Source organism: Streptomyces sp. NPDC048269, assembly GCF_040652395.1.
Classification (GTDB): Bacteria; Actinomycetota; Actinomycetes; order Streptomycetales; family Streptomycetaceae; genus Streptomyces.
This window is the reverse complement of sequence record NZ_JBEZLW010000001.1, coordinates 231,620-253,579: the sequence shown is the minus strand read 5'-3', so window position 1 is coordinate 253,579 and position 21,960 is coordinate 231,620. Positions and strand designations below refer to the sequence as shown.

Below are 21,960 nucleotides of genomic sequence, written 5' to 3'. Positions count from 1 at the left end.
TATCGGCATATTTATAGTTGAAGCCCCCACCGAGAGGTGCCGCCATGGACCTGGCCCTGCTGCGCACCTTCGTCGCCGTCCACCGGGCGGGCTCCTTCACCCGGGCCGCCGCGCTCCTCGGACTGTCCCAGCCGGCCGTCACCTCGCAGATCCGCACGCTCGAACGCCAGCTGGGCCGCCCGCTGTTCCACCGTCGCGCCCGCGGTGTCACCCCCACCGCCGTGGGCGACGAGCTCGCCCACAAGGCCGCCCCTCACCTCGACGCCCTGCTGCGGATCACCGAGGCCGGGCGGGAGGCCGCCGGCGCGTTACGCTCCCTGCACGTCGCGAGGGCCCCCGGAGTTCCTGTGCCTGCGGGTGCTCCCCGCCCTCGCGCCCCTCGTCGGCCAGGGCCACACTCTGCGCGCCGCCCTCCAGACCGGCGCCGAGGAGACCCTCGACGGGCTCGCCGCCGGCCACCACGACCTCGTCGTCACGACCGCCCATCCCCGGGGCGGGCTGTTCACCGTCACCGCGCTGTGCGACGAGGAACACGTCCTGGTCGCCGCGCCCTACTGGGCCGCCCTCGTCGGCCAGGACCGCGTGCGCGAGGAGGGGCCCGCAGCTCTCGCCGGCGTCCCGCTCGTCGAGGTCCACGAGACCCTGCCGCTCGTCACCCGCTACTGGGCCGCCGTCTTCGACACCCGGCCCGACGCCGGCGCCCTCGCCGCCACCGTGGTCGCCCCGGACCTGCGCGCCGTACTGGAATGCGTCCAGGCGGGCGCCGGGCTCGCCGTCCTGCCCCGCTACCTCTGCCAGGACGCCCTCGACAGCGGCCGGATCGTGGCCCTGGCGGATCCGCCCGTACCCCCGCTGCGTACCTGGTTCCTGGTCGTGCGGACCGGCAGCCTCGCCCTTGCCCACCTCGCGAGGGCGCATGACCGGCTGCTGCGAGCCGCCGCACACTGGTAAGCCTCCGTTTCCGGTCCGTGGCGCGTTTCAGAAGCGGAGTCGTGGGCCACTCTTCTCCCATGACCGAACGTCCCGTGGTCAAACGCACCGCCCGCGCGATCCTGCTCGACGGTGACGACCTGATCCTCATCAAGCGCACCAAGCCCGGCCTCGATCCGTACTGGCTCACCCCCGGCGGCGGAGTGGAGTCCTCGGACGCCACCGTCGTCGACGCCCTCCACCGGGAGGTCCACGAAGAACTCGGCGCGAAGATCACCGATGTGGTGCCCTGCTTCGTCGACACCGTCGAGCACATCGCCGACGGGGGAGTGACCGGCGTGAAGGTGCAGCACTTCTTCGTCTGTCACCTCGAATCGATGGACCCCAGCCAACGGCACGGCCCCGAGATCGACCAGCCCGAGGGGGAGTACGAGATCGTCCGCGTGCCCTTCAGCCGGGTCGGCATCGCCGCCGTCCACCTCGTCCCGCTGTCCCTGCGGCACTACCTCGACGGAAACATCGAGGGGGTCCGCGCCATGCACGCCCCCGACCTGGGCTGAGGCGGCCCCTGACCGAGACCGGCGGGACGCCCGCCGGTCTCAGCCGGCCACGCCCGCCAGCTCCTCCACCGCGTCGTGCCGGATCCGCTCACCGGGGATCCCGATCCGCTTGAGCTCGTCCACCCCGCTGCGGATCATGGCGGGCGGCCCGGAGATGAACGCGTCGTACGAACTCCAGGGCCCGTGCTCGCCGATCGCTTGCGGCAGTTGCCCGGAGAGCCAGTCGCCGACCACCGGGCGCACCGACAGCCACGGATGCGAGCGCTGCAGGCCCAGCAGCGTGTCCTTGTCGTACAGGTCGTGGTCACTGCGCGCCCCGAAGAACACCTCCACCGGCCGCCGTTCACCGTGCTCGGCCACGTCCTCGATCAGCGCCTTGATGGGGGCGATTCCGGTGCCGCCGCCCAGGCACAGCATCCCGTTGTCGGTCGTGTGGTCCACCACCATCGACCCGCCCGGCGGACCGAGGCGCAGCACGTCCCCGGGGCGGGCGTGACGTACCAGCGCGTTGGAGACCCAGCCCGCGGGCACTGCCTTGACGTGGAAGGACAGCAGCCCGTCGGCACGCGGCGCCGAGGCGAAGGAGTAGTGCCGCCACACCCGGGGCCACCACGGGGTTTCCAGGCTGGCGTACTGCCCGGCGAGGAATGCGTACGGCTGGTCGGGACGGACGGTCAGCACGGCGATGTCGGACGTGCGCAGATCGTGCGAGACCACCTCCGCGTGCCACCACGCGGGAGCCCTGACCTCGTCCTCCGCCGCTGCGTCGATCATGATCTGAGAGATCGCGGTGTAGGCCCGCACCCATGCGGCCTCCGTCTCGGGCCCCCACATGCCCCCCGCGTACCGGGCCAGCGCACCGATGAGGGCCTCGCCCACCACCGGATAGTGACCGGCCAGGGTGCCGTACTTGCGGTGCCCCGTGCCGAGCCGGCGCAGATAGGGGTTGAGTACCCCGGGATTGTCGATGTGCTCGGCGGCGGTCAGCAGCGCCTTCAGCAGCCGGTCGCGCTGGGCGTCCATGGCGGCGGGGAACATGCCGCGCATTTCGGGGTGCCCGGTGAAGACCAGGGCGTAGAAGTACGAGGTCACCTTGTCGGCGACGGGTGCGATCTCCGCGAGGGTCCGGCGGATGAGCACGGCATCCGGCGAGGGCTCGATCACACCGCCCCCGGCGGGTATCCGGGACCCCCGGCTGGCCGATCTGGTGGGCGGAGCGTCCATGCGGTGCCTCGCTTCGAACATCTCGGTCGGTCTGCACACGCCACGGCCTGAGAATCCGTGGTTCCGGGTTCCACAGCGTGCCAGCCCACTCAGAAGCCTGCGGCGAAACGCGGAAAATCTGCGCTTCGGACCCACTTTCCTCTTAAGATGCCTCAACTCCCGGGCGTGCCACCCCTACAAGCTGGTATGCCTCCCGAAGGTCCCGCCCCTCGTAGACATGTGTCGCGCGCTCGGCCAGATAGGGCCGCGCGTTGACCGCCACCGAGACCGGCACCGCCTCGAAGAGCACCGCGTCGGTCATCGAGTCCCCGTACGCGACGCAGTTGCCCCGGCTCACCCCGAACCGCTCGCACAGCCGGTCCGCCACCGTCACCTTGCCCTCGGGCGTGAGGATTCCGGACACCTCCATGGGCCCGGTGAACGGCACCGCCGGGAACACCGAACCGTGCGCGGCGTGCGCGCCCCATTCCACGAGCAGTTCCACGAAGAAGGACGGCGACAACGAGATCACCGCGCAGTAGTCCCCGCGCTCGCGGATCTCCCGCCACACCTCCCGGATACCCGACAGCCACGGGGAGCCGTCGAACGCCGCCCGGACATGCGCGGGCGTCAACTCGGCCCACAGCGCGTGGGCCGCCACCGAGAACTGCTGCGGCCCGATCTCCTGTGCGCCGAAGGACCGCTCCAGCTCCGCGATCTCGTCACTCAGCCCGAGCTGTCGGGAGATCTCGACCGGCGCCGCCGAGCCGAACATCAGCGTCCCGTCGAGGTCGAAGAGATGCAGGGTGGTCATAGCCGTCGAGGCTAACCTCTCCCGGCCAGCGCAGGGATGCACAAGCCGATGTTTCACGTGAAACATCGGCTTGTTTCACGTGAAACATCGACACCAAATCCCCTGGACGGCTCCCGACCGATGATCCAGTCTGGGCCGGTGACACCACCACACCTCACCGATCTGCCGATCCGGGCGCTGACCGTGGACGATCTCCGCCACTGCGCCGACCTGTCCGAAGACCGCGGCTGGCCCCGCGAGGACCACAAGTGGGGCCTCCTCCTCGCCGCTGGAAACGGCTACGGAGTCAACGCCCCTGACGGACAGGGACTCGCCGCCGCCTGTGTCATCACCCGGTACGGCGGCACCCACGCGGAACCGGAACTCGCCGCCATCGGGATGGTCCTCGTCGCCGGCCGCTACGCCCGCCAGGGCATGGGACGGCGCCTGATGACATACATCTGCGACGACGTGCTCAAGGGCATCCCCCTGACCCTGCACGCCACCCCGTACGGCCGGCCCCTCTACGAAGAGCTGGGCTTCGAGACCACGGGACGCGCCGAAATGCTCCGGGGACCCTTCCAGCCTGCGGGCATCCCCGGCGCATACGGCACTGCCCGGGTACGGCCGGCCCGCGCCGGGGACCTCCCCCGCATCCTGCGGCTGGACGCCGAGGTCTTCGGCAGCGACCGCACCCACCTGATCACCCGGCTGCCCGCCTTCGCCGACCAGCTCGTCGTCGCCGAGGACGGTGGCGGCAACGGCACCCTCACGGGCTACGCCGCGGCCTGGCCCAACATGGACACCCACGTCATCGGACCGCTGATCGCCCACGACACCGGCACCGCCCAGTCCCTGATCACCGCACTCGCCCAGGGCACCGACCGGCCGCTGCGGACCGATGTCGACGTACGTCACGAGGAACTCCTCGCCTGGCTCAAGGACCGAGGCCTCGTCTCCGTGGCCTTCAACGCCGTCATGACCCGCGACATCCCCGCCCTGCCGGGTGACTGGACCCGCCGCTGGGCACCGCTCACCGTGGCCGCGGGCTGAGAGAGGAGCACCCTGACGTGATGGACACCCCCGAGTTGGCCATTCGAGCCGCCACCGAGGCCGACCTGCCCGCCATCGTCGCCATGCTCGCCGACGACCCCCTGGGCGCCACCCGGGAATCCCCGGACGACCTCACCCCGTACCGCGCGGCCCTGAAGCGCCTCACCGACGACCCGAACCAGCACCTGGTCGTCGCCGTCCGCGCGGACCGTGTCGTCGGCACCCTCCAACTGACGATCGTTCCGGGCCTCTCCCGCAAGGGGTCCACCCGCTCCATCATCGAAGGCGTCCGTGTGCACGCCGACGAACGGGGCAGCGGCCTGGGCACGCGCTTCGTCGAATGGGCCATCGAGAAGTCCCGCGCCGAGAACTGCGCGCTCGTCCAGCTGACCTCGGACGTGACCCGGACCGACGCCCACCGCTTCTACGAGCGGCTCGGCTTCACCGCCTCGCACGTCGGATTCAAGTTGCAGCTCTGACCCACCGACCGGCAGGCCGGGCCGCTGTGTCATCGGCCCGGCCTACGATCGGAAGGATGAGCCCCAGCCTTCCCCTCATCAGCACCGCCGAGCGCCGCAATCGCCTCGGCAGGCGCCACCGCCTGGCTCCCTCGACCCGCGCGACCACGGTCCCCGAGGCCGCGGACGCCGTGGTCGCCCTGCACGCCACCGACGCCGCGACCATCTTCCTGTCCGCCCGAGCCCGGCTCACCGCAGGCGGACCCGAGGCCATCGAGCGGGCGCTCTACGAGGACGTGAGTCTCGTCCGGCTGCTGAGCATGCGCAACACCCTCTTCGCCGTCTCCACCGGCCTCGCCCCGTACGTCGATTCCTCCACCGCCCGCGGCATCGCGGTCAAGGAGCGCCGCACCCTCATCAAGCACCTCGAAGAGGACGGCCAAGGCCTCGACGCCGCCTGGCTGGCGCAGACGGAGGCCGCCGCGCTCGACGCGCTCGACAGCCGTGGTCCCTCCACGGGCAGCCAGCTGTCCGCGGCCGTTCCCGCCCTGCGCCAGAGGATCACCGTGTTCCGGGGCAAGAAGTACGAGACGGAGACCGGTGTGGCCACCCGGGTCATCCGCCTGCTGGCTGCCGACGGCCGGATCCGCCGCGACCGCCCGCGCGGATCGTGGACCTCCAGCCAGTACCGCTGGGTCCACACCGAGCCCTGGTCCCCCGTACCGGCAGCCGAGGCCCGCGCCGAGATCGCCCGCCGCTGGCTCCACGCATACGGTCCGGCAACCGAGGCCGACCTCAAGTGGTGGACCGGCTGGACCCTCACCGACGTCCGCAAGGCCCTCGCCGCCGTGGACCCCGACCACGTGCGCCTCGACGACGGGACCACCGCCCTGGTCAGCCCCGGCGACACCGCCCCCGAACCGGCCCCGGAGCCCTGGGCCGCCCTGCTGCCCGGCCTCGACCCCACCGGCATGGGCTGGGCAGACCGCGGCTTCCACCTCGACCCCGCCCACAAGGCCGCCCTCTTCGACTACGCCGGCAACATCGGCCCCACCGTGTGGTGGAACGGCGAGATCGTCGGCGGCTGGGCCCAGCGCCCCGACGGCGAGATCGTCTGGCGGATGCTGGGCAGCCCCGGCCGCGCCGCCGAGAAGGCGATCACCGCAGAGGCCGCCCGACTCGCCGCATGGGTCGGTGACGCCCGCATCACCCCGCGCTTCCGCACCCCACTGGAGCGCGAACTCATCGCGTAAGCCCCCTGGTTTTGGCCTGGACCGGCCTGCCCTGGACCGGCCGTCAGCCGATGCCCCGCCATCCCTGCGGGTCCACCCCGCCGGGCACCGGGGCCTGGGCCTCGTACGGCTCCCGCGTGAACACGAAGGACGCCAGGTCGAGGTGGCTCACCGAACCGTCCTCGCGGCGCACCGCCCGCAACGTCTCCCCCGCGTAGTAGCCGGACAAGCCCGTCCAACTGCCGTCCGGCTCCGCCCGGAAGCGGGCCGTACGCCCGGTCGCGCCCAGCGGGCCCAACTCCAGCGTCCCGTCCGACTTCAGCCGCACCGCCTGCGCCGACGTCCCCCAGTACCAGGGGCCGCACAGCTCCAGCGGCACATGGTCGGACTCCGTGAACGGCCTCCACGGCTGCGGGACCCGAGGCTCGGCCTCCGCGACGATCGCCACGAGGTCCGCGGCCAGCGTCGCGGCCGCGAGCCCCGAGGTGCAGTTCGCCAGCGCCACCGCCGCCACGTCGTCCGCCTCGCTCAGCCACAGCCCCGCGACGAACCCGGGCAGTGATCCGCTGTGACCCGCCAGCCGGCGCTCGCCGTGGGCCACCAGTTGCATCCCCAGCCCGTAGCCGAGATCGGCTGAACCGGGCTCCGGCGGCGCGGCCGGCGTACGCATCTCCCGTACGGACTCCACGCTCAGCACCCGCTCGTCGCCCCGGAGAAGGAAGTCCGCGAACCGCGCCAAGTCCCTGGTCGTGGACCACAGCTGGCCCGCCGGCGCCATCAGCCCGAGATCCTCCAGCGGCTCCGGCATCATCACGTCCGCCCACGGATGCACCGCCCAGCCTCCCGCGTGCGGGGCCTGCGGCCGCCCACTCGTGCGGTCCAGCCCCAGCGGCTCCAGGACCTCGGCCCGCAGCGCCTCTTCCCACGGCTTCCCGCGCAGCGCCTCGACGAGCGAACCCAGCAGCGTGTAGCCCGGGTTGGAGTAGTGGTGCCTGGTACCCGGCGTGTGCTTGAACGGCTCTTCGCCCAGCACGTCGGCGAGCTCGGGCCGCAGTTCAGCGGGGGTGCGCTCCCACCAGGGGCCGGGGGTCTCCGCCGCCAGTCCGCCGGTGTGGGCCAGCAATTGGGCGATGGTCACCTCACCCGCGCCGGTACCCGGCAGGTGCTTCTCCAGCGGATCCGCGAGCGCCAGCATCCCCTCGTCGCGCAGCCGCATCACCAGCACGGCGGTGAAGGTCTTGGTGATCGACCCGATCCGGTACTGGACGTCCCCGTCAGGGCCATGCCCCTCCACCGAGGTCCGGGAGCCCTCCCAGACCACCTCCCCGCCCCGCGCGACGGCCGCCACGACGGACGGCGCCCGTCCTTCGCTCTGCGCGACGGCCATACGACGGCGCAATGCACGCCGGGTGGACGGGAGAAGTTCAAGGTCCTCAGAGAGCGCATCCATGATCGGATGCTACGTGTTGGCCATGTCCACGAACCGCGAATAATGGCCTTGGAAGGCCACGGTGATCGTCGCCGTGGGTCCGTTACGGTGCTTCGCCACGATCAGGTCCGCCTCGCCCGCGCGGGGGGACTCCTTCTCGTACGCGTCCTCACGGTGCAGCAGGATCACCATGTCCGCGTCCTGCTCGATCGAGCCCGACTCACGCAGGTCGGAGACCATGGGCTTCTTGTCGGTGCGCTGCTCGGGACCACGGTTCAGCTGGGAGAGCGCGATCACCGGGACCTCCAGCTCCTTCGCCAGCAGCTTGAGGTTTCGGGACATGTCCGAGACCTCCTGCTGACGGCTCTCGGGACGGCGCGATCCGCCCGACTGCATCAGCTGGAGGTAGTCGATGACCACGAGCGAAAGGTCGTTGCGCTGCTTGAGCCGACGGCACTTGGCCCGGATCTCCATCATCGACAGGTTGGGCGAATCGTCGATGTACAGCGGAGCGGCGGACACGTCCGGCATCCGGCGGGCCAGCCGGGTCCAGTCATCGTCCGTCATCGTGCCCGAGCGCATGTGGTGCAGCGCCACCCGGGCCTCCGCCGAGAGCAGGCGCATCGCGATCTCGTTGCGCCCCATTTCGAGGGAGAAGATCACGCTGGGCAGGTTGCTCTTGATGGAGCACGCGCGTGCGAAGTCCAGCGCGAGCGTGGACTTGCCCATCGCGGGACGGGCGGCGATGACGATCATCTGGCCCGGGTGCAGACCGTTGGTCAGCGAGTCGAGGTCCGTGAAGCCGGTCGGAACGCCCGACATCTGGCCGCTGCGCGAACCGATCGCCTCGATCTCGTCGAGGGCGCCTTCCATGATGTCGCCCAGCGGCAGGTAGTCCTCGGAGGTCCGCTGCTCGGTGACGGCGTAGATCTCGGCCTGGGCGCTGTTGACGATCTCGTCGACGTCGCCGTCTGCCGCATATCCCATCTGTGTGATCTTCGTACCGGCCGCGACCAGCCGGCGCAGGACGGCTCTCTCGTGGACGATCTCCGCGTAGTACTCGGCGTTCGCCGCCGTCGGCACGGACTGCACCAGCGTGTGCAGGTACGAGGCCCCGCCGACCTTGCTGATCTCCCCGCGCCGGGTCAGTTCGGCGCCGACGGTGATGGGGTCGGCCGGCTCGCCCTTGGCGTACAGGTCGAGGATGGCCTGGTAGATCGTCTCGTGCGAGGGCCGGTAGAAGTCGTGGCCCTTGAGGACCTCCACGACGTCGGCGATCGCGTCCTTGGACAGCAGCATGCCGCCGAGCACGGACTGCTCGGCGTCGAGGTCCTGCGGGGGGACGCGCTCGAAGCCGCCGGCGCCACCGCCGCCGTCCCAGGAGCCGCCCTCGCGGCCCCGGTCGTGCTGGTCGTCCCCGCGACCGCGGCCTTCGCTGTTGCGGCGAGTACGGGCGGGCAGACGGTCACCCGGACCGCTGTCGGCCCAAGGGTCGTCCATGGGCTCGGGCATGCTCACCGGGCCGCCTCCCTCCGTCCGCAACGCGGACCTCGCCGTGTCACTCTTTCTACGACACGGCTCTGACATTTGGGGCACCCGAATCGGCTGTGGGCGAGTCGGGCAACGCACCACGGTAGGGCCGCGAGCGGCGTCAGCCAATCTTGTTATCCACAGGCTGTGTGGATGAGATGTGGACGACGGCGCCAATGCTGTGGGTAAGTCCCCGGAAGCTGTGTACGGACCGGGGGACGACGCTGTGGACAAAATCACCTGACCCACCCCAGCACCCCACCTGACCTGGGATTTTCTTCGCCCGCACCGGTGGGGCGGAAAATTCTTCGCCACCGTCTCGAGATCGCCTCCAACGGGTTGGAAGGAACGTGCAAGTCAGGACGTCGGTAAGGATCCAAAGACCCTTGCATCTATTACCTGTGGAAGATTAGATTGAGCGCATGACACAGGCCCCCGTCGCACCGAAGGCCACACCGAGACGGCACGACCGAGAGATCTTCGCGCTCGCCGTCCCCGCCTTCGGCGCCCTCGTCGCCGAACCGCTGTTCGTGATGGCCGACAGCGCCATCGTCGGACACCTCGGGACACCCCAGCTGGCCGGCCTCGGCATCGCCGCCGCCCTGCTCACCACCGCGGTGAGCGTCTTCGTCTTCCTCGCCTACGCCACCACCGCGGCCGTCTCCCGCAGGGTCGGAGCGGGTGACCTGCAGGCGGCGATCCGGCAGGGCATGGACGGCATCTGGCTCGCTCTCCTCCTCGGCGCCGTCGTCATCGCCGTGGTCCTCCCCACGGCTCCCTGGCTGATCTCCCTCTTCGGGGCCTCCGACACCGTCGCCCCGTACGCGATCACGTACCTGCGGATCTCCGCGCTCGGCATCCCGGCCATGCTCATGGTCCTGGCCGCCACCGGCGTCATCCGCGGCCTCCAGGACACCCGTACGCCGCTCTATGTGGCCGTGGGGGGCTTCGCCCTCAACGCGGGCCTGAACGCCCTCCTGGTCTACGGAGCAGGCCTCGGGATCGCGGGCTCCGCTTGGGGCACGGTCATCGCCCAGCTCGCCATGGCCGCCGCCTACCTCGTCGTCGTCATCCGCGGGGCCCGGCGGCACAGCGCTTCCCTGCGTCCCGACATCGCGGGAATCCGGGCCTGCGCACAGGCCGGCGCACCCCTGCTCGTCCGCACCCTGTCCTTGCGCGCCATCCTGATGATCGCGACCGCCGTGGCCGCCCGGCTCGGCGACGCCGACATTGCGGCCCACCAGATCCTGCTCGCCCTGTGGAGCCTGCTCGCCTTCGCGCTGGACGCCATCGCGATCGCCGGCCAGGCAATCATCGGACGCTATCTCGGTGCGGGTGACACCGAGGGCGCGAAGACCGTCTGCCGACGCATGGTGCAGTGGGGGGTCGCTGCGGGCATCGTCCTCGGCCTGCTGGTCGTCCTGGCCCGCCCCGTGTTCATTCCGCTGTTCACGAGCGACCCGGCGGTCGAGGACGCGTTGCTGCCCGCACTGCTGGTCGTGGCCCTCTCCCAGCCCGTCTCCGGCATCGTCTTCGTTCTCGACGGAGTCCTGATGGGTGCGGGCGACGGCCGCTACCTGGCCTGGGCGATGCTGCTGACGCTGGCCGTCTTCACCCCGGCGGCGCTCCTCGTGCCCACCCTGGGAGGCGGCCTGACGACGCTGTGGTGGGCCATGACGCTGATGATGGTGGTCCGGATGGCCACCCTCCAGCTCCGCGCCCGCTCGGGCCGGTGGCTGGTCTCGGGAGCCACCCGCTGACGCACCTTGACGTTTCACGTGAAACATCGGTCCGGCTTCGGCATGTTTCACGTGAAACATGGCCCGGTCCCGGCAACGACGAAGGGCCGCACCCCACTGGGGTGCGGCCCTTCATGCGCAGCCCTTAGGCGGCGACGACCTCGATGCCCACGTTCGCGGCCACGTCGGCGTGCAGACGCACGGAGACCTGGTACGAACCGAGGGTCTTGATCGGGGAGCCCAGCTCGACGCGGCGCTTGTCGACCTTCGGGCCACCCGAGGACTCGATCGCCGTGGCGATGTCGGCCGGGGTCACGGAACCGAAGAGACGACCGGCGTCACCCGCGCGGGTGGCCAGACGGACCTTCACACCCTCGAGCTTGGCCTTGACCTCGTTGGCCTGCTCGATGGTCGCGATCTCGTGGATCTTGCGGGCGCGGCGGATCTGCGCCACGTCCTTCTCGCCACCCTTGGTCCAGCGGATCGCGAAACCACGCGGGACCAGGTAGTTGCGAGCGTAACCGTCCTTGACGTCGACGACATCGCCGGCGGCACCGAGGCCAGAAACCTCGTGGGTCAGGATGATCTTCATTAGTCGGTCACCCTTTCCTTATCGCGCGGTGGACGTGTAGGGCAGCAGCGCCATCTCACGGCTGTTCTTGACGGCCGTGGCGACGTCACGCTGGTGCTGCGTGCAGTTGCCGGTAACGCGGCGGGCACGGATCTTGCCGCGGTCGGAAATGAACTTCCGCAGCATGTTCGTGTCCTTGTAGTCCACGTATGCGGTCTTGTCCTTGCAGAACGCGCAGACCTTCTTCTTAGGCTTGCGCACAGGCGGCTTCGCCATTGTGTCTCTCCTGTGTGATCAAGAAGTGGGGGTGCGAGCTGCCCTAGAAGGGCGGCTCGTCCGAGTAGCCACCGCCGGAACCGCCGGAGCTTCCGCCCCAACCGCCCCCGCCGCCGCCCTGCTGCTGCTGGCCACCGGCCGGCGCGCTGGACGCCCACGGGTCGTCGGAGGGAGCTCCGCCGCCCTGCGGGGCACCGGCGCTGGGGGCTCCGCCCCAGTTACCGCCGCCGCCACCCTGCTGCTGACCGCCGCCGTATCCACCCTGGCCACCGCGACCGGTGGTCTTGGCGACCTTGGCCGTGGCGTTCTTCAGGCTGGGGCCGACTTCCTCGACGTCCAGCTCGTAGACCGTGCGCTTGACACCCTCACGGTCCTCGTACGACCGCTGCCTCAGCCGGCCCTGCACGATGACGCGCATGCCCCGCTGAAGGGATTCGGCGACGTTCTCAGCCGCCTGCCGCCACACCGAGCAGGTCAGGAACAGGCTCTCGCCGTCCTTCCACTCATTGGTCTGACGGTCGAAGGTGCGGGGGGTGGACGCGACACGGAACTTCGCGACCGCCGCACCCGAGGGGGTGAAGCGCAGCTCGGGGTCGTCGACGAGATTGCCGACGACCGTGATGACGGTCTCGCCTGCCATGGATGAACCTCTCGGCGGGGATTGCTGCTGGGCTGCTGTGCTACTCGGTCCCGATTACCGCTGAACCGAAGTTCAGTGGGTCTCGGGGCGAAGGACCTTGGTCCGGAGAACCGACTCGTTCAGGTTCATCTGTCGGTCAAGCTCCTTGACGACCGCAGGCTCGGCCTGAAGGTCGATGACCGAGTAGATGCCCTCGGGCTTCTTCTTGATCTCGTAAGCGAGACGACGACGGCCCCAGGTGTCGACCTTCTCGACCTTTCCGTTGCCCTCACGGACGACGGAGAGGAAGTTCTCGATCAGCGGGGAGACAGCGCGCTCCTCGAGATCGGGGTCGAGGATGACCATCACTTCGTAGTGACGCATGTGGAACCCACCTCCTTTGGACTCAGCGGCCACGGTCGTTCCGTGGCAGGAGGGTCGTGATGCGTGCGCACGGCATCCGCAGAGCAGACACCGCGCAGACCGTACAGACTACCTGCTCGACTCCTTCCGGTTGAAATCCGGCGGGAGGGGGCCACAATCTGTATCCATCGGGTGTGCTCGGTGCTATGACTTCGGCCCCCGCCGGAGACGGCCCGCAGCACCGCTCTGCTTCAGCCAGGAGGTGCCTTTCCGATGGCACAGGCAATGCGGTCCCAGTCCTCGCCCCCGCCCATCTCCCTCTTCTCGACCGACGGCAAGCCCCACCCGCTGCAGGACGCCCTGATTGCGGCCACCTTGATCCTCGGAGCCGTGGCGTTCATCACGGCGTTCTTCCACAACCTGCACCTGCTCACCTCGTGGGCCGGCCTGATCGGGATCCTGACCGGCGCGTACGGACAGTTCGTCTCCGTCACGACACGCGAGCGCTTCGCGCTGATCATCGGCCTTGGCGCGTCTGCCATCGGCTTCTTCATCGGCATGTTCCACGGCGGCCTCTTCGGCGGCTGGGTGGGCTGACCGGGGCACCTCCGCGGCAGGGCGCCGGCCGCGCACCGGCCCGGGCCCCGGCCCGTCCCCCAGAAGGGTGGCGCCCCTGTCGCAGTAGGCTTCGCGCCATAGCCAGCGAAGCCGCCGGAGGAGACACCCCGCATGAGCCTGTCCCTGAGGACCATCAGCCGAGAGCAGCATCTGGCGTACCTCCAGAGCCTGCCGTCGGCTAGCCACTGCCAGGTCCCGGCATGGGCCGACGTCAAGAACGAATGGCGTTCGGAGAACCTCGGCTGGTTCGACAAGTCCGGCGAACTCGTCGGTGCCGCCCTGGTGCTGTACCGGCAGCTGCCCAAGGTGAAGCGGTACCTCGCGTACCTTCCCGAGGGCCCGGTCATCAACTGGTACGCCCCGAACCTGGAGGAGTGGCTCCAGCCGATGCTGGCGCACCTGAAGAACCAGGGCGCCTTCACCGTGAAGATGGGCCCGCCCGTCGTCATCCGCCGCTGGAACTCCACCGCCATCAAGGCCGGTATCCAGGACCCGGACGTCAAGCGCCTGCGCGACGTGGAGGCCTCGCACATCGAGCCCCGCGCCTTCGAGGTGTCCGACAAGCTGCGCCGCATGGGCTGGCAGCAGGCGGAGGACGGCGGCGCCGGATTCGGTGACGTCCAGCCCCGCTACGTCTTCCAGGTGCCGCTGGCCAACCGCTCGCTGGACGATGTCCTCAAGGGCTTCAACCAGCTGTGGCGCCGCAACATCAAGAAGGCCGAGAAGGCCGGCGTCGAGGTCGTCCAGGGCGGCTACGAGGACCTGCCGACCTGGCAGCACCTGTACGAGATCACGGCCGAGCGCGACAAGTTCCGCCCGCGCCCGCTCAGCTACTTCCAGCGCCAGTGGACGGCCCTCAACTCCGAGGACCCCAACCGGATGCGCCTGTACATCGCCAAGCACGAGGGGGAGCCGCTGGCCGCCGCCACGATGCTCACCGTCGGCCAGCACGTCTGGTACTCGTACGGCGCCTCCGCCAACCACAAGCGCGAGGTCCGTCCCTCGAACGCGATGCAGTGGCGGATGCTGCGCGACTCCTACGCGCTCGGTGCGAGCGTCTACGACCTGCGCGGCATCTCTGACACGCTGGACGAGAACGACCACCTGTTCGGTCTGATCCAGTTCAAGGTCGGCACGGGCGGCGAGGCCGTCGAGTACGTCGGCGAGTGGGACTTCCCGCTCAATAAGGTGCTGCACAAGGCGCTCGACATCTACATGTCGCGTCGCTGACCCCACCCCCACCCACGCACCGCTGCATCCCGCAGCCATTCAGGAGAGGTTCCGGACGGGCATGGCGCTCACGCTCTACGTCGACACCGCGCGCTGGCGTGCGCACCAGAAGCAGATCCAGGACCAGTTCCCCGGAATGATCCCGGTCTGCAAGGGCAACGGCTACGGCTTCGGCCACGAGCGCCTGTGCGAGGAGGCGACCCGGATGGGCGCCGACGTACTGGCCGTCGGGACGACGTACGAGGCCGCCAGCATCAAGGACTGGTTCGGCGGTGACCTGCTCGTCCTGACCCCGTTCCGGCGGGGCGAGGACCCGGTGCCGCTGCCCGACCGGGTCATCCGCTCGGTGTCCTCGCTGGACGGGGTCCGCGGCCTGGTCGGTGCCCGCGTGGTCATCGAGTGCATGAGCTCGATGCGCCGCCACGGCATCTCCGAGCAGGACCTGGGACAGCTGCACGCGGCGATCGAGGACGTCCGGCTGGAGGGCTTCGCCCTGCACCTGCCGCTGGACCGCCCGGACGGCTCGGACGCCGTCGAGGAGGTCATCGGCTGGATGGACCGGCTGCGCGCTGCCCGGCTGCCGCTGCACACCATGTTCGTCAGCCACCTGCGGGCCGAGGAGTTGGCGCGGCTGCAGCAGCAGTTCCCGCAGACCCGCTTCCGCGCCCGTATCGGCACGCGCCTGTGGCTGGGCGACCACGACGCGACCGAGTACCGCGGCGCGGTCCTGGACGTCACGCGGGTGGCCAAGGGTGACCGCTTCGGCTACCGCCAGCAGAAGGCCGCGTCCGACGGCTGGCTGGTCGTCGTGGCCGGCGGTACCTCGCACGGCGTGGGCCTGGAGGCCCCCAAGGCCCTGCACGGCGTGATGCCGCGCGCCAAGGGCGTCGCCCGGGCGGGCCTGGCCACGGTCAACCGGAACCTGTCGCCGTTCGTGTGGGCGGGCAAGCAGCGCTGGTTCGCGGAGCCGCCGCACATGCAGGTGTCGATCCTGTTCGTGCCGTCGGACGCGACCGAGCCGAAGGTCGGCGACGAGCTCGTGGCGCACCTGCGCCACACCACCACGCAGTTCGACCGGGTGCTCGACGCCTGACGGCCGTGTGCCGGTCCTCCCGGCTCACGGCGATCAGTCCTCGGGGCCCGTGCCCCAGTCGACCCGCTGTCCCTCGGAGGGCGCCGCGTACTGCGGCGCCCTCGTCGCGCCCGACAGCGCGAACACGTCCGGGGCACCGTCCAGCACCCCGCCGGAGGGGTCGTCCGAGCCGTCCCGGCGTACGACGTCCCGTTCGGGCATCAGGACGTCGCGGACGATGACCGCGCACAGGTAGAGGGTGCCGAGCAGGTGGGCGGCGATCGCCAGCTGGTAGCCCTCCACGGGCAGGCCCTGGTGCTTGTCCCCGCTGGTCGTGTAGGCCAGGTAGAACCAGATCCCGAGGAAGTAGACGACCTCGGTGGCCTGCCAGATCAGGAAATCCCGCCAGCGCGGCCGGGCCAGCGCCGCGAGCGGGATGAGCCAGAGCACGTACTGCGGCGAGTAGACCTTGTTGGCCAGGATGAAGGCGGCGACCACGAGGAAGGCCAGCTGCGCGAAGCGGGGCCGCCGGGGGGCGATCAGGGTGAGCAGCCCGATGGCTCCGCACATCAGGAGCGTCAGGACGGTCGCGTACACGTTGGCACCGTCCAGGGGGTTGCCCGAGCGCTGGGAGATCAGCAGCCACACGGAGCCGAAGTCGATGGGCCGTTCCTGGCTGAACGTGTAGAACTTCGTCCAGCCCTCCCAGGCGGGGATCATGACGGGCAGGTTCACCACGAGCCAGGATCCGGCTGCGCCGAGGACGGCGGCGCCGAAGGCCCGCCACTTCCCGGCCCGCCAGCAGAGCACGAACAGCACCCCGAGCAGCAGCACGGGATAGAGCTTCGCGGCGGTGGCCAGGCCGATGAAGACGCCGCAGAGCACCGTGCGGCCCCGGGACCACATGAGCATTCCGGCGGCGGTCAGGGCGATGGCCAGCAGGTCCCAGTTGATCGTCGCGGTGAGCGCGAAGGCCGGCGCGAGGGCGAAGAGCAGGGCGTCCCAGGGCCGGCGGCGGTGGGTGCGTGCGACGCAGACGGCGATGACGGCCGCGCAGGCCATCAGCATGCCCGCGTTGACCATCCAGTACATCTGCTCGCGGTGCTGCATGGAACCGCTGCCGGGGGTCAGCCAGGAGGCGATCTCCATGAAGAGCCCGGTGAGGACCGGGTACTCCAGGTACTCCATGTCGCCGGGGAGCCGGTCGAAGTAGGGCGTCAGGTTGTCGGCGAAGCCGCGTACCACGTAGAGGTGCGGGATGTCCGAGTAGCAGGCGTGGGTGTACTGCGAGCCTGCCCCCTGGAACCACGCCCAGTCGTAGCAGGGCAGCTTTTGGACCATGCCCAGCGCGAACATGCCGATGGCGATGAGGGCCACCAGGCGCACCGGCCCCAGCCAGTGTCCGCCCATCCGGGCGTAGCGGCCGATCGGGCCGCCGATGAACTCACTGCCCGCCGCGGCGACCTCGTCCTGCTGCGTGGGCAGTACGGGGAGGTCCTCGTGCACCTTCGTCATGGGCTCATCCTGCCGTACCGGCCCGGACATGGGGGAAGGCCGCCGCACCCTGTGCGACGGCCTTCCCCTACTCGATGCGCGGCCCGGTCAGTCGGCCGCCGTGCCGGTGGGCCAACCCGTGGTGCCGCCCGGGCGGCCGGGTTTGCCGGTGTTCGTCGGAGACGGTGATCCGCTGGCTCCGCCGTCGGCGCCTCCTATGACCCCGGAATTCGTTCCCCCGGTGGAGGTCCCGCCGGTGGTGTTCGGGTCGCAGTACAGCTCCCACGGCTTGCACGACGGCTTGCCGCCCTTGGACGGGGTCGGGGACGGGGTCGGGGAGCTCGAGGGAGACGGCGAGGGAGACATGGACGGCGCCGCGGGGGCCGGGGGGGTGGGGGAGGGCGCGCCGGCGGAGTCGGCGACCACACCGATCTCCTCGGCTTCGGGGAACGGCTTGATCGGGGCGCCCTTGAGCGCCTCGCGCATGTACTCCGTCCAGATCACCGTCGGGATGTCACCACCGTGGATGGAGTCGGTGCCACCCACGCCGTTCATGGACATCAGCTTCTTGTCGGCGGAGTTCGGGTCGCTGCGGAAGAGGGTGACGGCGGTCGACAGCTCCGGGGTGTAGCCGACGAACCACGCCGACTTGTTCTGGTCGGTGGTGCCGGTCTTGCCCGCGGCGGGCCGGCCGAGCGCCTTGGCCTTCTTGGCGGTGCCGTTCTCGACGACGTTCTCCAGGACCTTGGTGACGTTGTCCGCGACGGCGTTGTCCATCGCCCGCTCGGCCTTGGGCGCCTCGAAACCGGACAGCTTCTCGCCGTTCTTCACGACCTCGGTCACGGAGAAGGGCTCGTGGTGCGTGCCGGACGCGGCGAAGGTGGCGTACGAGTCGGCCATCCGGATGGCGCTGGGGGTCGAGGTGCCCAGTGCGAAGGAGGCGTCGTCGCCCACGACCATCGACTCCTTGAGGATGCCGGTGGACCTGGCCACGTCGCGGACCTTGGTGTGGCCCACGTCGAAGACGAGCTGCGCGAACGGCACGTTGATGGACTTCTCCATCGCCTCGTTGAGGGTCACGTAGCCGAAGGCGGCGGAGCTCTCGTTCTTCTGCTTGAACGGCTTGCCGGAGTTGTCCAGCAGGGGCTTGCCCTGGCGGTTCTTGATCACCGTGAGGTCGTCGGCCAGGTACTTGCTGTCGGCCGACAGGCCCCGGCCGTTCGAGTTCTGGGTGCCGTACTCCATCGCCGCCGCCAGGACGTACGGCTTCCAGGTCGAGCCGACCGGCACACCGCTGGTGTTGGCGTTGTTGCTGAAGTACTTCTTGTCCATGCCGGGGCCGCCGTACAGGGCGACGATCGCCCCGGTCTTCACATCGACGGAGGCGGCGCCGAACTGCACGAAGGTGTCGAGTTCGGGGCGCTTCTTCTCGTCGAGGAAGTCGTTTCGGGTGTCCTCCACGGCCTTGACCAGGGCGTCGACCCGGGGCTTCTGGAAGGTGGTCTTGATCTGGTAGCCGCCCAGGGCCATCTGCTCGGCCGTGATGCCCTGGGTCTTCATCACGTACTGCTTGGCCGTCTCGACCAGGTAGCCGATCTGGCCGGACATGGCGCGGGCCTGCTCCGACTCGACCCGGGCGGGGAAGTCCGAGTCCTTGTACTTGGCCCGCTCGGCCTTGTCCATCCGGCCCACCTCGACCTCGCGGTCGAGGACCCAGGCCCAGCGCTTCCTCGCCCGTTCCTCGTTGAGTTGGGGGGTGGCGGCGGACCCGATGCCGCCGTCCGGGTTGTAGAGGTTGGGGCCCTTCAGCACGGAGGCCAGAAAGGCGCTCTCGGAAGGGTTCAGGTCCTGGCAGTCCTTGCCGAAGTAGGCGCGGGCCGCGGCCTGGATGCCGTAGGCGTCGCGACCGTAGTAAGCGGTGTTGAGGTAGCCCGCGAGGACCTTGTCCTTCTCCTCGGAGACACCCAGCTTTATGGCGATGAAGAGCTCGGTGACCTTCCGCTTGAGCGTCTGCTCGGAGTCCAGGTAGGTGTTCTTCACGTACTGCTGGGTGATGGTCGAGCCGCCCTGGGTGGAGCCGCCCGTGGCCATGTTGTAGACGGCCCGGGCGATGCCCATCGGGTCGACGCCCTTGTCCGTCTCGAAGGACTCGTTCTCCGCGGAGATGACGGCGTCCCTCATCGACCGGGGGATCTTGTCGATGGGCACGATCTGCCGGTTCATCGAACCGCCCGTCGCGACCATCTGGGAGCCGTCCTCCCAGTAGAAGACGTTGTTCTGCGCCTGGGCGGCCTTGTTCTCGTCGGGCTTGTTCACCATCGCGATGCCGATGCCGGCTCCGGCGATGATGACCGCGAAGAAGCCCAGGACCGTGCCGGAGACGAACTTCCAGGACGGTACGAAGCGCTTCCAGCCGTCTCTGTCGGACCGCGGGTAGTTGATGAGGCGCTTGTCCGGGCGGCCCGTGCCACGAGCGGGTCTGCCCGAGCCTCGTCCGCGGCCGGCTGGCCCTCTCTGCGCGGTTCGGCGGGCCTCGACGCGGCTGCCCCGGGGGGGCCGCTCGGCGTAGGGGCCACTGTGTGACGCGGTGGGGACGTCACGCCGGTCATCGGCGCCCCGGCCAGGGCGCTGCTGGGCGGCCCGGCGGGCCGAGGCTCGCCCGCCACCCTGGGGCTGCGGCGGTTTGCGGCGGTGCTCGCTCATCGAACGACTACTCCTCGGGCAGGCGAGTGGCCTGGAAGCGGCAGGTGAATTCCGGTTCCCCCGGTGTCATGGCGCACAGACTACGCACGGTCAAAACCCAATCAGTGCCGAAGTTCACCCCAAATCAGGCAACTTGCCTGCCAGGAATTCACGATGTGACGCCGGTCACCACGTCACCCCTTGTCGTCGGACGCGCACCGTTCTATCGTCTGGATGTATCGAGTCGATACATCAGCTCGGTATAAAGACCCAGAGTCGGAGGAGAGGCAGGCGGATGAGCAGGCGCTCAGGCATCCTCGAATTCGCCGTCCTCGGCCTGCTGCGCGAATCCCCCATGCACGGGTACGAGCTGCGCAAGCGGCTCAACACCTCGCTGGGTGTGTTCAGGGCCTTCAGCTACGGGACGCTCTATCCCTGCCTCAAGACGCTGGTCGCCAACGGCTGGTTGATCGAAGAGCCGGGCAACGCCCCGGAAGACGCGCTCGCCGCTTCACTCGCAGGGCGCCGCGCCAAGATCGTCTACCGGTTGACGGCCGCGGGTAAGGAGCACTTCGAGGAGCTCCTCTCCCACACCGGCCCCGACACCTGGGAGGACGAGTCCTTCGCCGCCCGCTTCGCCTTCTTCGGCCAGACCGAACGAGACGTACGCATGCGGGTGCTGGAGGGCCGCCGCAGCCGGCTGGAGGAGCGCCTGGAGAAGATGCGCGCCTCACTGGCCCGCACGCGCGAGCGCCTCGACGACTACACGCTTGAGCTGCAGCGGCACGGCATGGAGTCCGTTGAGCGCGAAGTGCGCTGGCTGAACGAGCTCATCGAGAGTGAGCGGGCGGGACGGGATCGGAGACGAACCGGTCCGTCCGACGAAACTGAAAAATGAGGCCTGCACCTCGCAGACCTCGTCCGAGAACAAACAGGGAGCAACCGGAATGGGTTCGGTTCGCGTAGCCATCGTCGGCGTGGGCAACTGCGCCGCCTCGCTGGTGCAGGGCGTCGAGTACTACAAGGACGCCGACCCGGCGGCCAAGGTCCCCGGTCTGATGCACGTCCAGTTCGGCGACTACCACGTGCGTGACATCGAGTTCGTCGCCGCGTTCGACGTCGACGCGAAGAAGGTCGGCCTCGACCTTTCGGACGCCATCGGCGCCAGCGAGAACAACACCATCAAGATCTGCGACGTCCCGAACGCCGGTGTGACCGTGCAGCGCGGCCACACCTACGACGGCCTGGGCAAGTACTACCGCCTGACGATCGAGGAGTCCGCCGAGGCCCCGGTCGACGTCGTCCAGGTCCTCAAGGACCGCCAGGTCGACGTCCTGATCTGCTACCTGCCCGTCGGCTCCGAGGACGCGGCGAAGTTCTACGCCCAGTGCGCCATCGACGCCAAGGTCGCCTTCGTCAACGCCCTCCCGGTCTTCATCGCCGGCACCAAGGAGTGGGCGGACAAGTTCACCGAGGCCGGTGTCCCGATCGTCGGCGACGACATCAAGTCGCAGGTCGGCGCCACCATCACGCACCGCGTGATGGCGAAGCTGTTCGAGGACCGCGGTGTCCGTCTTGAGCGCACCATGCAGCTCAACGTCGGCGGCAACATGGACTTCAAGAACATGCTCGAGCGCGACCGCCTCGAGTCGAAGAAGATCTCCAAGACGCAGGCCGTCACCTCGCAGATCCCCGACCGTGAGCTCGGCGAGAAGAACGTCCACATCGGGCCGTCCGACTACGTCGCCTGGCTCGACGACCGCAAGTGGGCCTACGTCCGCCTCGAGGGCCGTGCCTTCGGCGACGTCCCGCTGAACCTCGAGTACAAGCTCGAGGTGTGGGACTCCCCGAACTCCGCCGGTGTCATCATCGACGCCCTGCGCGCCGCGAAGATCGCCAAGGACCGCGGTATCGGCGGCCCGATCCTGTCGGCGTCCAGCTACTTCATGAAGTCCCCGCCGGTGCAGTACTTCGACGACGAGGCCTACGCGAACGTCGAGAAGTTCATCAAGGGCGAGGTCGAGCGCTAGTCGAACCCCAAGGGTCCTCGCGGACACCTGGACTTCGACCGTTCTTCCGCGGAGGGTCCCCGGGCAATGTGCCCGGGG

20 protein-coding genes and 1 pseudogene are annotated in these 21,960 nt (G+C 69.5%); 11 read left to right on the top strand and 10 right to left on the bottom strand.

Translation table 11 applies throughout. The features are described from left to right. The first annotated feature begins 44 nt into the window (after positions 1-44). Positions 45-951: pseudogene (locus tag AB0D48_RS01260) on the top strand (LysR family transcriptional regulator). A gap of 59 nt (positions 952-1,010) precedes the next feature. Continuing rightward, on the top strand, positions 1,011-1,490 hold the full coding sequence (locus AB0D48_RS01255; RefSeq protein ID WP_362389499.1) for an NUDIX hydrolase: 480 nt from the start codon (positions 1,011-1,013) through the stop codon (positions 1,488-1,490). Between the two features lie 39 nt (positions 1,491-1,529). On the opposite strand, the gene AB0D48_RS01250 is transcribed toward AB0D48_RS01255, so the two are convergent. Both AB0D48_RS01250 and AB0D48_RS01245 read right to left on the bottom strand, forming a co-directional pair. Continuing rightward, positions 1,530-2,735, bottom strand: a complete 1,206-nt coding sequence (locus tag AB0D48_RS01250) for a globin domain-containing protein (protein ID WP_362389498.1) — start codon at positions 2,733-2,735, stop codon at positions 1,530-1,532. Positions 2,736-2,856: 121 nt separating this feature from the next. Further along, complete coding sequence (locus AB0D48_RS01245) at positions 2,857-3,507, bottom strand: HAD-IB family phosphatase (protein WP_362389497.1); 651 nt, start codon at positions 3,505-3,507, stop codon at positions 2,857-2,859. Positions 3,508-3,645: 138 nt separating this feature from the next. On the opposite strand from AB0D48_RS01245, the gene AB0D48_RS01240 reads away from it, so the two are divergent. From AB0D48_RS01240 to AB0D48_RS01230, 3 genes are read left to right on the top strand one after another with little or no spacing between them, the layout of a single operon-like run. Continuing rightward, a complete protein-coding gene (locus AB0D48_RS01240; RefSeq protein ID WP_362389496.1) occupies positions 3,646-4,539 on the top strand; it encodes a GNAT family N-acetyltransferase in 894 nt (297 codons plus the stop codon). A 20-nt stretch (positions 4,540-4,559) separates the two neighbouring features. Next, positions 4,560-5,018: a GNAT family N-acetyltransferase gene (locus AB0D48_RS01235; RefSeq protein WP_362389495.1), complete on the top strand. Its 459-nt coding sequence runs from the start codon at positions 4,560-4,562 to the stop codon at positions 5,016-5,018. A gap of 56 nt (positions 5,019-5,074) precedes the next feature. Then, positions 5,075-6,250, top strand: coding sequence for a winged helix DNA-binding domain-containing protein (locus AB0D48_RS01230; RefSeq protein WP_362389494.1), 1,176 nt, complete (start codon positions 5,075-5,077; stop codon positions 6,248-6,250). A 43-nt stretch (positions 6,251-6,293) separates the two neighbouring features. Here AB0D48_RS01230 and AB0D48_RS01225 read toward each other — a convergent pair whose 3' ends face one another. Then, positions 6,294-7,679, bottom strand: coding sequence for a serine hydrolase domain-containing protein (locus AB0D48_RS01225; protein WP_362389493.1), 1,386 nt, complete (start codon positions 7,677-7,679; stop codon positions 6,294-6,296). A gap of 9 nt (positions 7,680-7,688) precedes the next feature. Next, on the bottom strand, positions 7,689-9,158 hold the full coding sequence (dnaB, locus tag AB0D48_RS01220) for a replicative DNA helicase (RefSeq protein WP_362389773.1): 1,470 nt from the start codon (positions 9,156-9,158) through the stop codon (positions 7,689-7,691). 452 nt (positions 9,159-9,610) lie between these two features. Here dnaB and AB0D48_RS01215 point away from each other — a divergent pair, with 452 nt between their 5' ends. Next, complete coding sequence (locus tag AB0D48_RS01215) at positions 9,611-10,948, top strand: MATE family efflux transporter (RefSeq protein WP_362389492.1); 1,338 nt, start codon at positions 9,611-9,613, stop codon at positions 10,946-10,948. Positions 10,949-11,072: 124 nt separating this feature from the next. Here AB0D48_RS01215 and rplI read toward each other — a convergent pair whose 3' ends face one another. The 4 genes from rplI to rpsF form a co-directional block, all read right to left on the bottom strand. Continuing rightward, a complete protein-coding gene (rplI, locus tag AB0D48_RS01210) occupies positions 11,073-11,519 on the bottom strand; it encodes a 50S ribosomal protein L9 (protein WP_030008386.1) in 447 nt (148 codons plus the stop codon). An 18-nt stretch (positions 11,520-11,537) separates the two neighbouring features. Next, positions 11,538-11,774: a 30S ribosomal protein S18 gene (gene rpsR / locus AB0D48_RS01205; RefSeq protein ID WP_005315025.1), complete on the bottom strand. Its 237-nt coding sequence runs from the start codon at positions 11,772-11,774 to the stop codon at positions 11,538-11,540. A gap of 43 nt (positions 11,775-11,817) precedes the next feature. Next, positions 11,818-12,414 carry a single-stranded DNA-binding protein gene (locus tag AB0D48_RS01200; RefSeq protein WP_362389491.1) on the bottom strand — a complete coding sequence of 199 codons (597 nt, stop codon included), beginning with the start codon at positions 12,412-12,414 and terminating at the stop codon, positions 11,818-11,820. A gap of 72 nt (positions 12,415-12,486) precedes the next feature. Further along, positions 12,487-12,777, bottom strand: coding sequence for a 30S ribosomal protein S6 (gene rpsF / locus AB0D48_RS01195; RefSeq protein ID WP_004950685.1), 291 nt, complete (start codon positions 12,775-12,777; stop codon positions 12,487-12,489). 252 nt (positions 12,778-13,029) lie between these two features. On the opposite strand from rpsF, the gene AB0D48_RS01190 reads away from it, so the two are divergent. The 3 genes from AB0D48_RS01190 (at position 13,030) to AB0D48_RS01180 (ending at position 15,697) form a co-directional block, all read left to right on the top strand. Continuing rightward, positions 13,030-13,353, top strand: a complete 324-nt coding sequence (locus AB0D48_RS01190; protein ID WP_362389490.1) for a hypothetical protein — start codon at positions 13,030-13,032, stop codon at positions 13,351-13,353. Positions 13,354-13,485: 132 nt separating this feature from the next. After that, positions 13,486-14,604, top strand: a complete 1,119-nt coding sequence (locus AB0D48_RS01185; RefSeq protein WP_362389489.1) for a peptidoglycan bridge formation glycyltransferase FemA/FemB family protein — start codon at positions 13,486-13,488, stop codon at positions 14,602-14,604. 61 nt (positions 14,605-14,665) lie between these two features. After that, positions 14,666-15,697, top strand: a complete 1,032-nt coding sequence (locus AB0D48_RS01180) for an alanine racemase (protein WP_362389488.1) — start codon at positions 14,666-14,668, stop codon at positions 15,695-15,697. A 33-nt stretch (positions 15,698-15,730) separates the two neighbouring features. Here the strand turns inward: AB0D48_RS01180 and AB0D48_RS01175 are convergent, their stop codons facing one another. Next, on the bottom strand, positions 15,731-17,191 hold the full coding sequence (locus AB0D48_RS01175) for a glycosyltransferase 87 family protein (RefSeq protein ID WP_362389487.1): 1,461 nt from the start codon (positions 17,189-17,191) through the stop codon (positions 15,731-15,733). A gap of 87 nt (positions 17,192-17,278) precedes the next feature. Then, complete coding sequence (locus tag AB0D48_RS01170) at positions 17,279-19,873, bottom strand: transglycosylase domain-containing protein (RefSeq protein WP_362389486.1); 2,595 nt, start codon at positions 19,871-19,873, stop codon at positions 17,279-17,281. 274 nt (positions 19,874-20,147) lie between these two features. Between AB0D48_RS01170 and AB0D48_RS01165 the strand changes: the two genes are divergently transcribed. Next, positions 20,148-20,750, top strand: a complete 603-nt coding sequence (locus AB0D48_RS01165) for a helix-turn-helix transcriptional regulator (RefSeq protein WP_362389485.1) — start codon at positions 20,148-20,150, stop codon at positions 20,748-20,750. A 49-nt stretch (positions 20,751-20,799) separates the two neighbouring features. Beyond that, a complete protein-coding gene (locus tag AB0D48_RS01160; protein WP_362389484.1) occupies positions 20,800-21,882 on the top strand; it encodes an inositol-3-phosphate synthase in 1,083 nt (360 codons plus the stop codon). The last annotated feature ends 78 nt before the right edge of the window (positions 21,883-21,960 follow it).

Excerpts from the sequence above, each read along its gene's own strand:
- AB0D48_RS01175 (WP_362389487.1), bottom strand. The coding sequence starts at position 17,191 with ATGACGAAGGTGCACGAGGACCTCCCCGTACTGCCCACGCAGCAGGAC.
- dnaB (WP_362389773.1), bottom strand. The coding sequence starts at position 9,158 with ATGGACGACCCTTGGGCCGACAGCGGTCCGGGTGACCGTCTGCCCGCC.
- AB0D48_RS01230 (WP_362389494.1), top strand. The coding sequence starts at position 5,075 with ATGAGCCCCAGCCTTCCCCTCATCAGCACCGCCGAGCGCCGCAATCGC.
- AB0D48_RS01235 (WP_362389495.1), top strand. The coding sequence starts at position 4,560 with ATGGACACCCCCGAGTTGGCCATTCGAGCCGCCACCGAGGCCGACCTG.
- rpsF (WP_004950685.1), bottom strand. The coding sequence starts at position 12,777 with ATGCGTCACTACGAAGTGATGGTCATCCTCGACCCCGATCTCGAGGAG.
- AB0D48_RS01255 (WP_362389499.1), top strand. The coding sequence starts at position 1,011 with ATGACCGAACGTCCCGTGGTCAAACGCACCGCCCGCGCGATCCTGCTC.
- AB0D48_RS01165 (WP_362389485.1), top strand. The coding sequence starts at position 20,148 with ATGAGCAGGCGCTCAGGCATCCTCGAATTCGCCGTCCTCGGCCTGCTG.
- rpsR (WP_005315025.1), bottom strand. The coding sequence starts at position 11,774 with ATGGCGAAGCCGCCTGTGCGCAAGCCTAAGAAGAAGGTCTGCGCGTTC.
- AB0D48_RS01250 (WP_362389498.1), bottom strand. The coding sequence starts at position 2,735 with ATGTTCGAAGCGAGGCACCGCATGGACGCTCCGCCCACCAGATCGGCC.
- AB0D48_RS01170 (WP_362389486.1), bottom strand. The coding sequence starts at position 19,873 with ATGAGCGAGCACCGCCGCAAACCGCCGCAGCCCCAGGGTGGCGGGCGA.
- AB0D48_RS01160 (WP_362389484.1), top strand. The coding sequence starts at position 20,800 with ATGGGTTCGGTTCGCGTAGCCATCGTCGGCGTGGGCAACTGCGCCGCC.
- AB0D48_RS01245 (WP_362389497.1), bottom strand. The coding sequence starts at position 3,507 with ATGACCACCCTGCATCTCTTCGACCTCGACGGGACGCTGATGTTCGGC.
- AB0D48_RS01185 (WP_362389489.1), top strand. The coding sequence starts at position 13,486 with ATGAGCCTGTCCCTGAGGACCATCAGCCGAGAGCAGCATCTGGCGTAC.
- AB0D48_RS01200 (WP_362389491.1), bottom strand. The coding sequence starts at position 12,414 with ATGGCAGGCGAGACCGTCATCACGGTCGTCGGCAATCTCGTCGACGAC.
- rplI (WP_030008386.1), bottom strand. The coding sequence starts at position 11,519 with ATGAAGATCATCCTGACCCACGAGGTTTCTGGCCTCGGTGCCGCCGGC.
- AB0D48_RS01180 (WP_362389488.1), top strand. The coding sequence starts at position 14,666 with ATGGCGCTCACGCTCTACGTCGACACCGCGCGCTGGCGTGCGCACCAG.
- AB0D48_RS01190 (WP_362389490.1), top strand. The coding sequence starts at position 13,030 with ATGGCACAGGCAATGCGGTCCCAGTCCTCGCCCCCGCCCATCTCCCTC.
- AB0D48_RS01225 (WP_362389493.1), bottom strand. The coding sequence starts at position 7,679 with ATGGATGCGCTCTCTGAGGACCTTGAACTTCTCCCGTCCACCCGGCGT.
- AB0D48_RS01215 (WP_362389492.1), top strand. The coding sequence starts at position 9,611 with ATGACACAGGCCCCCGTCGCACCGAAGGCCACACCGAGACGGCACGAC.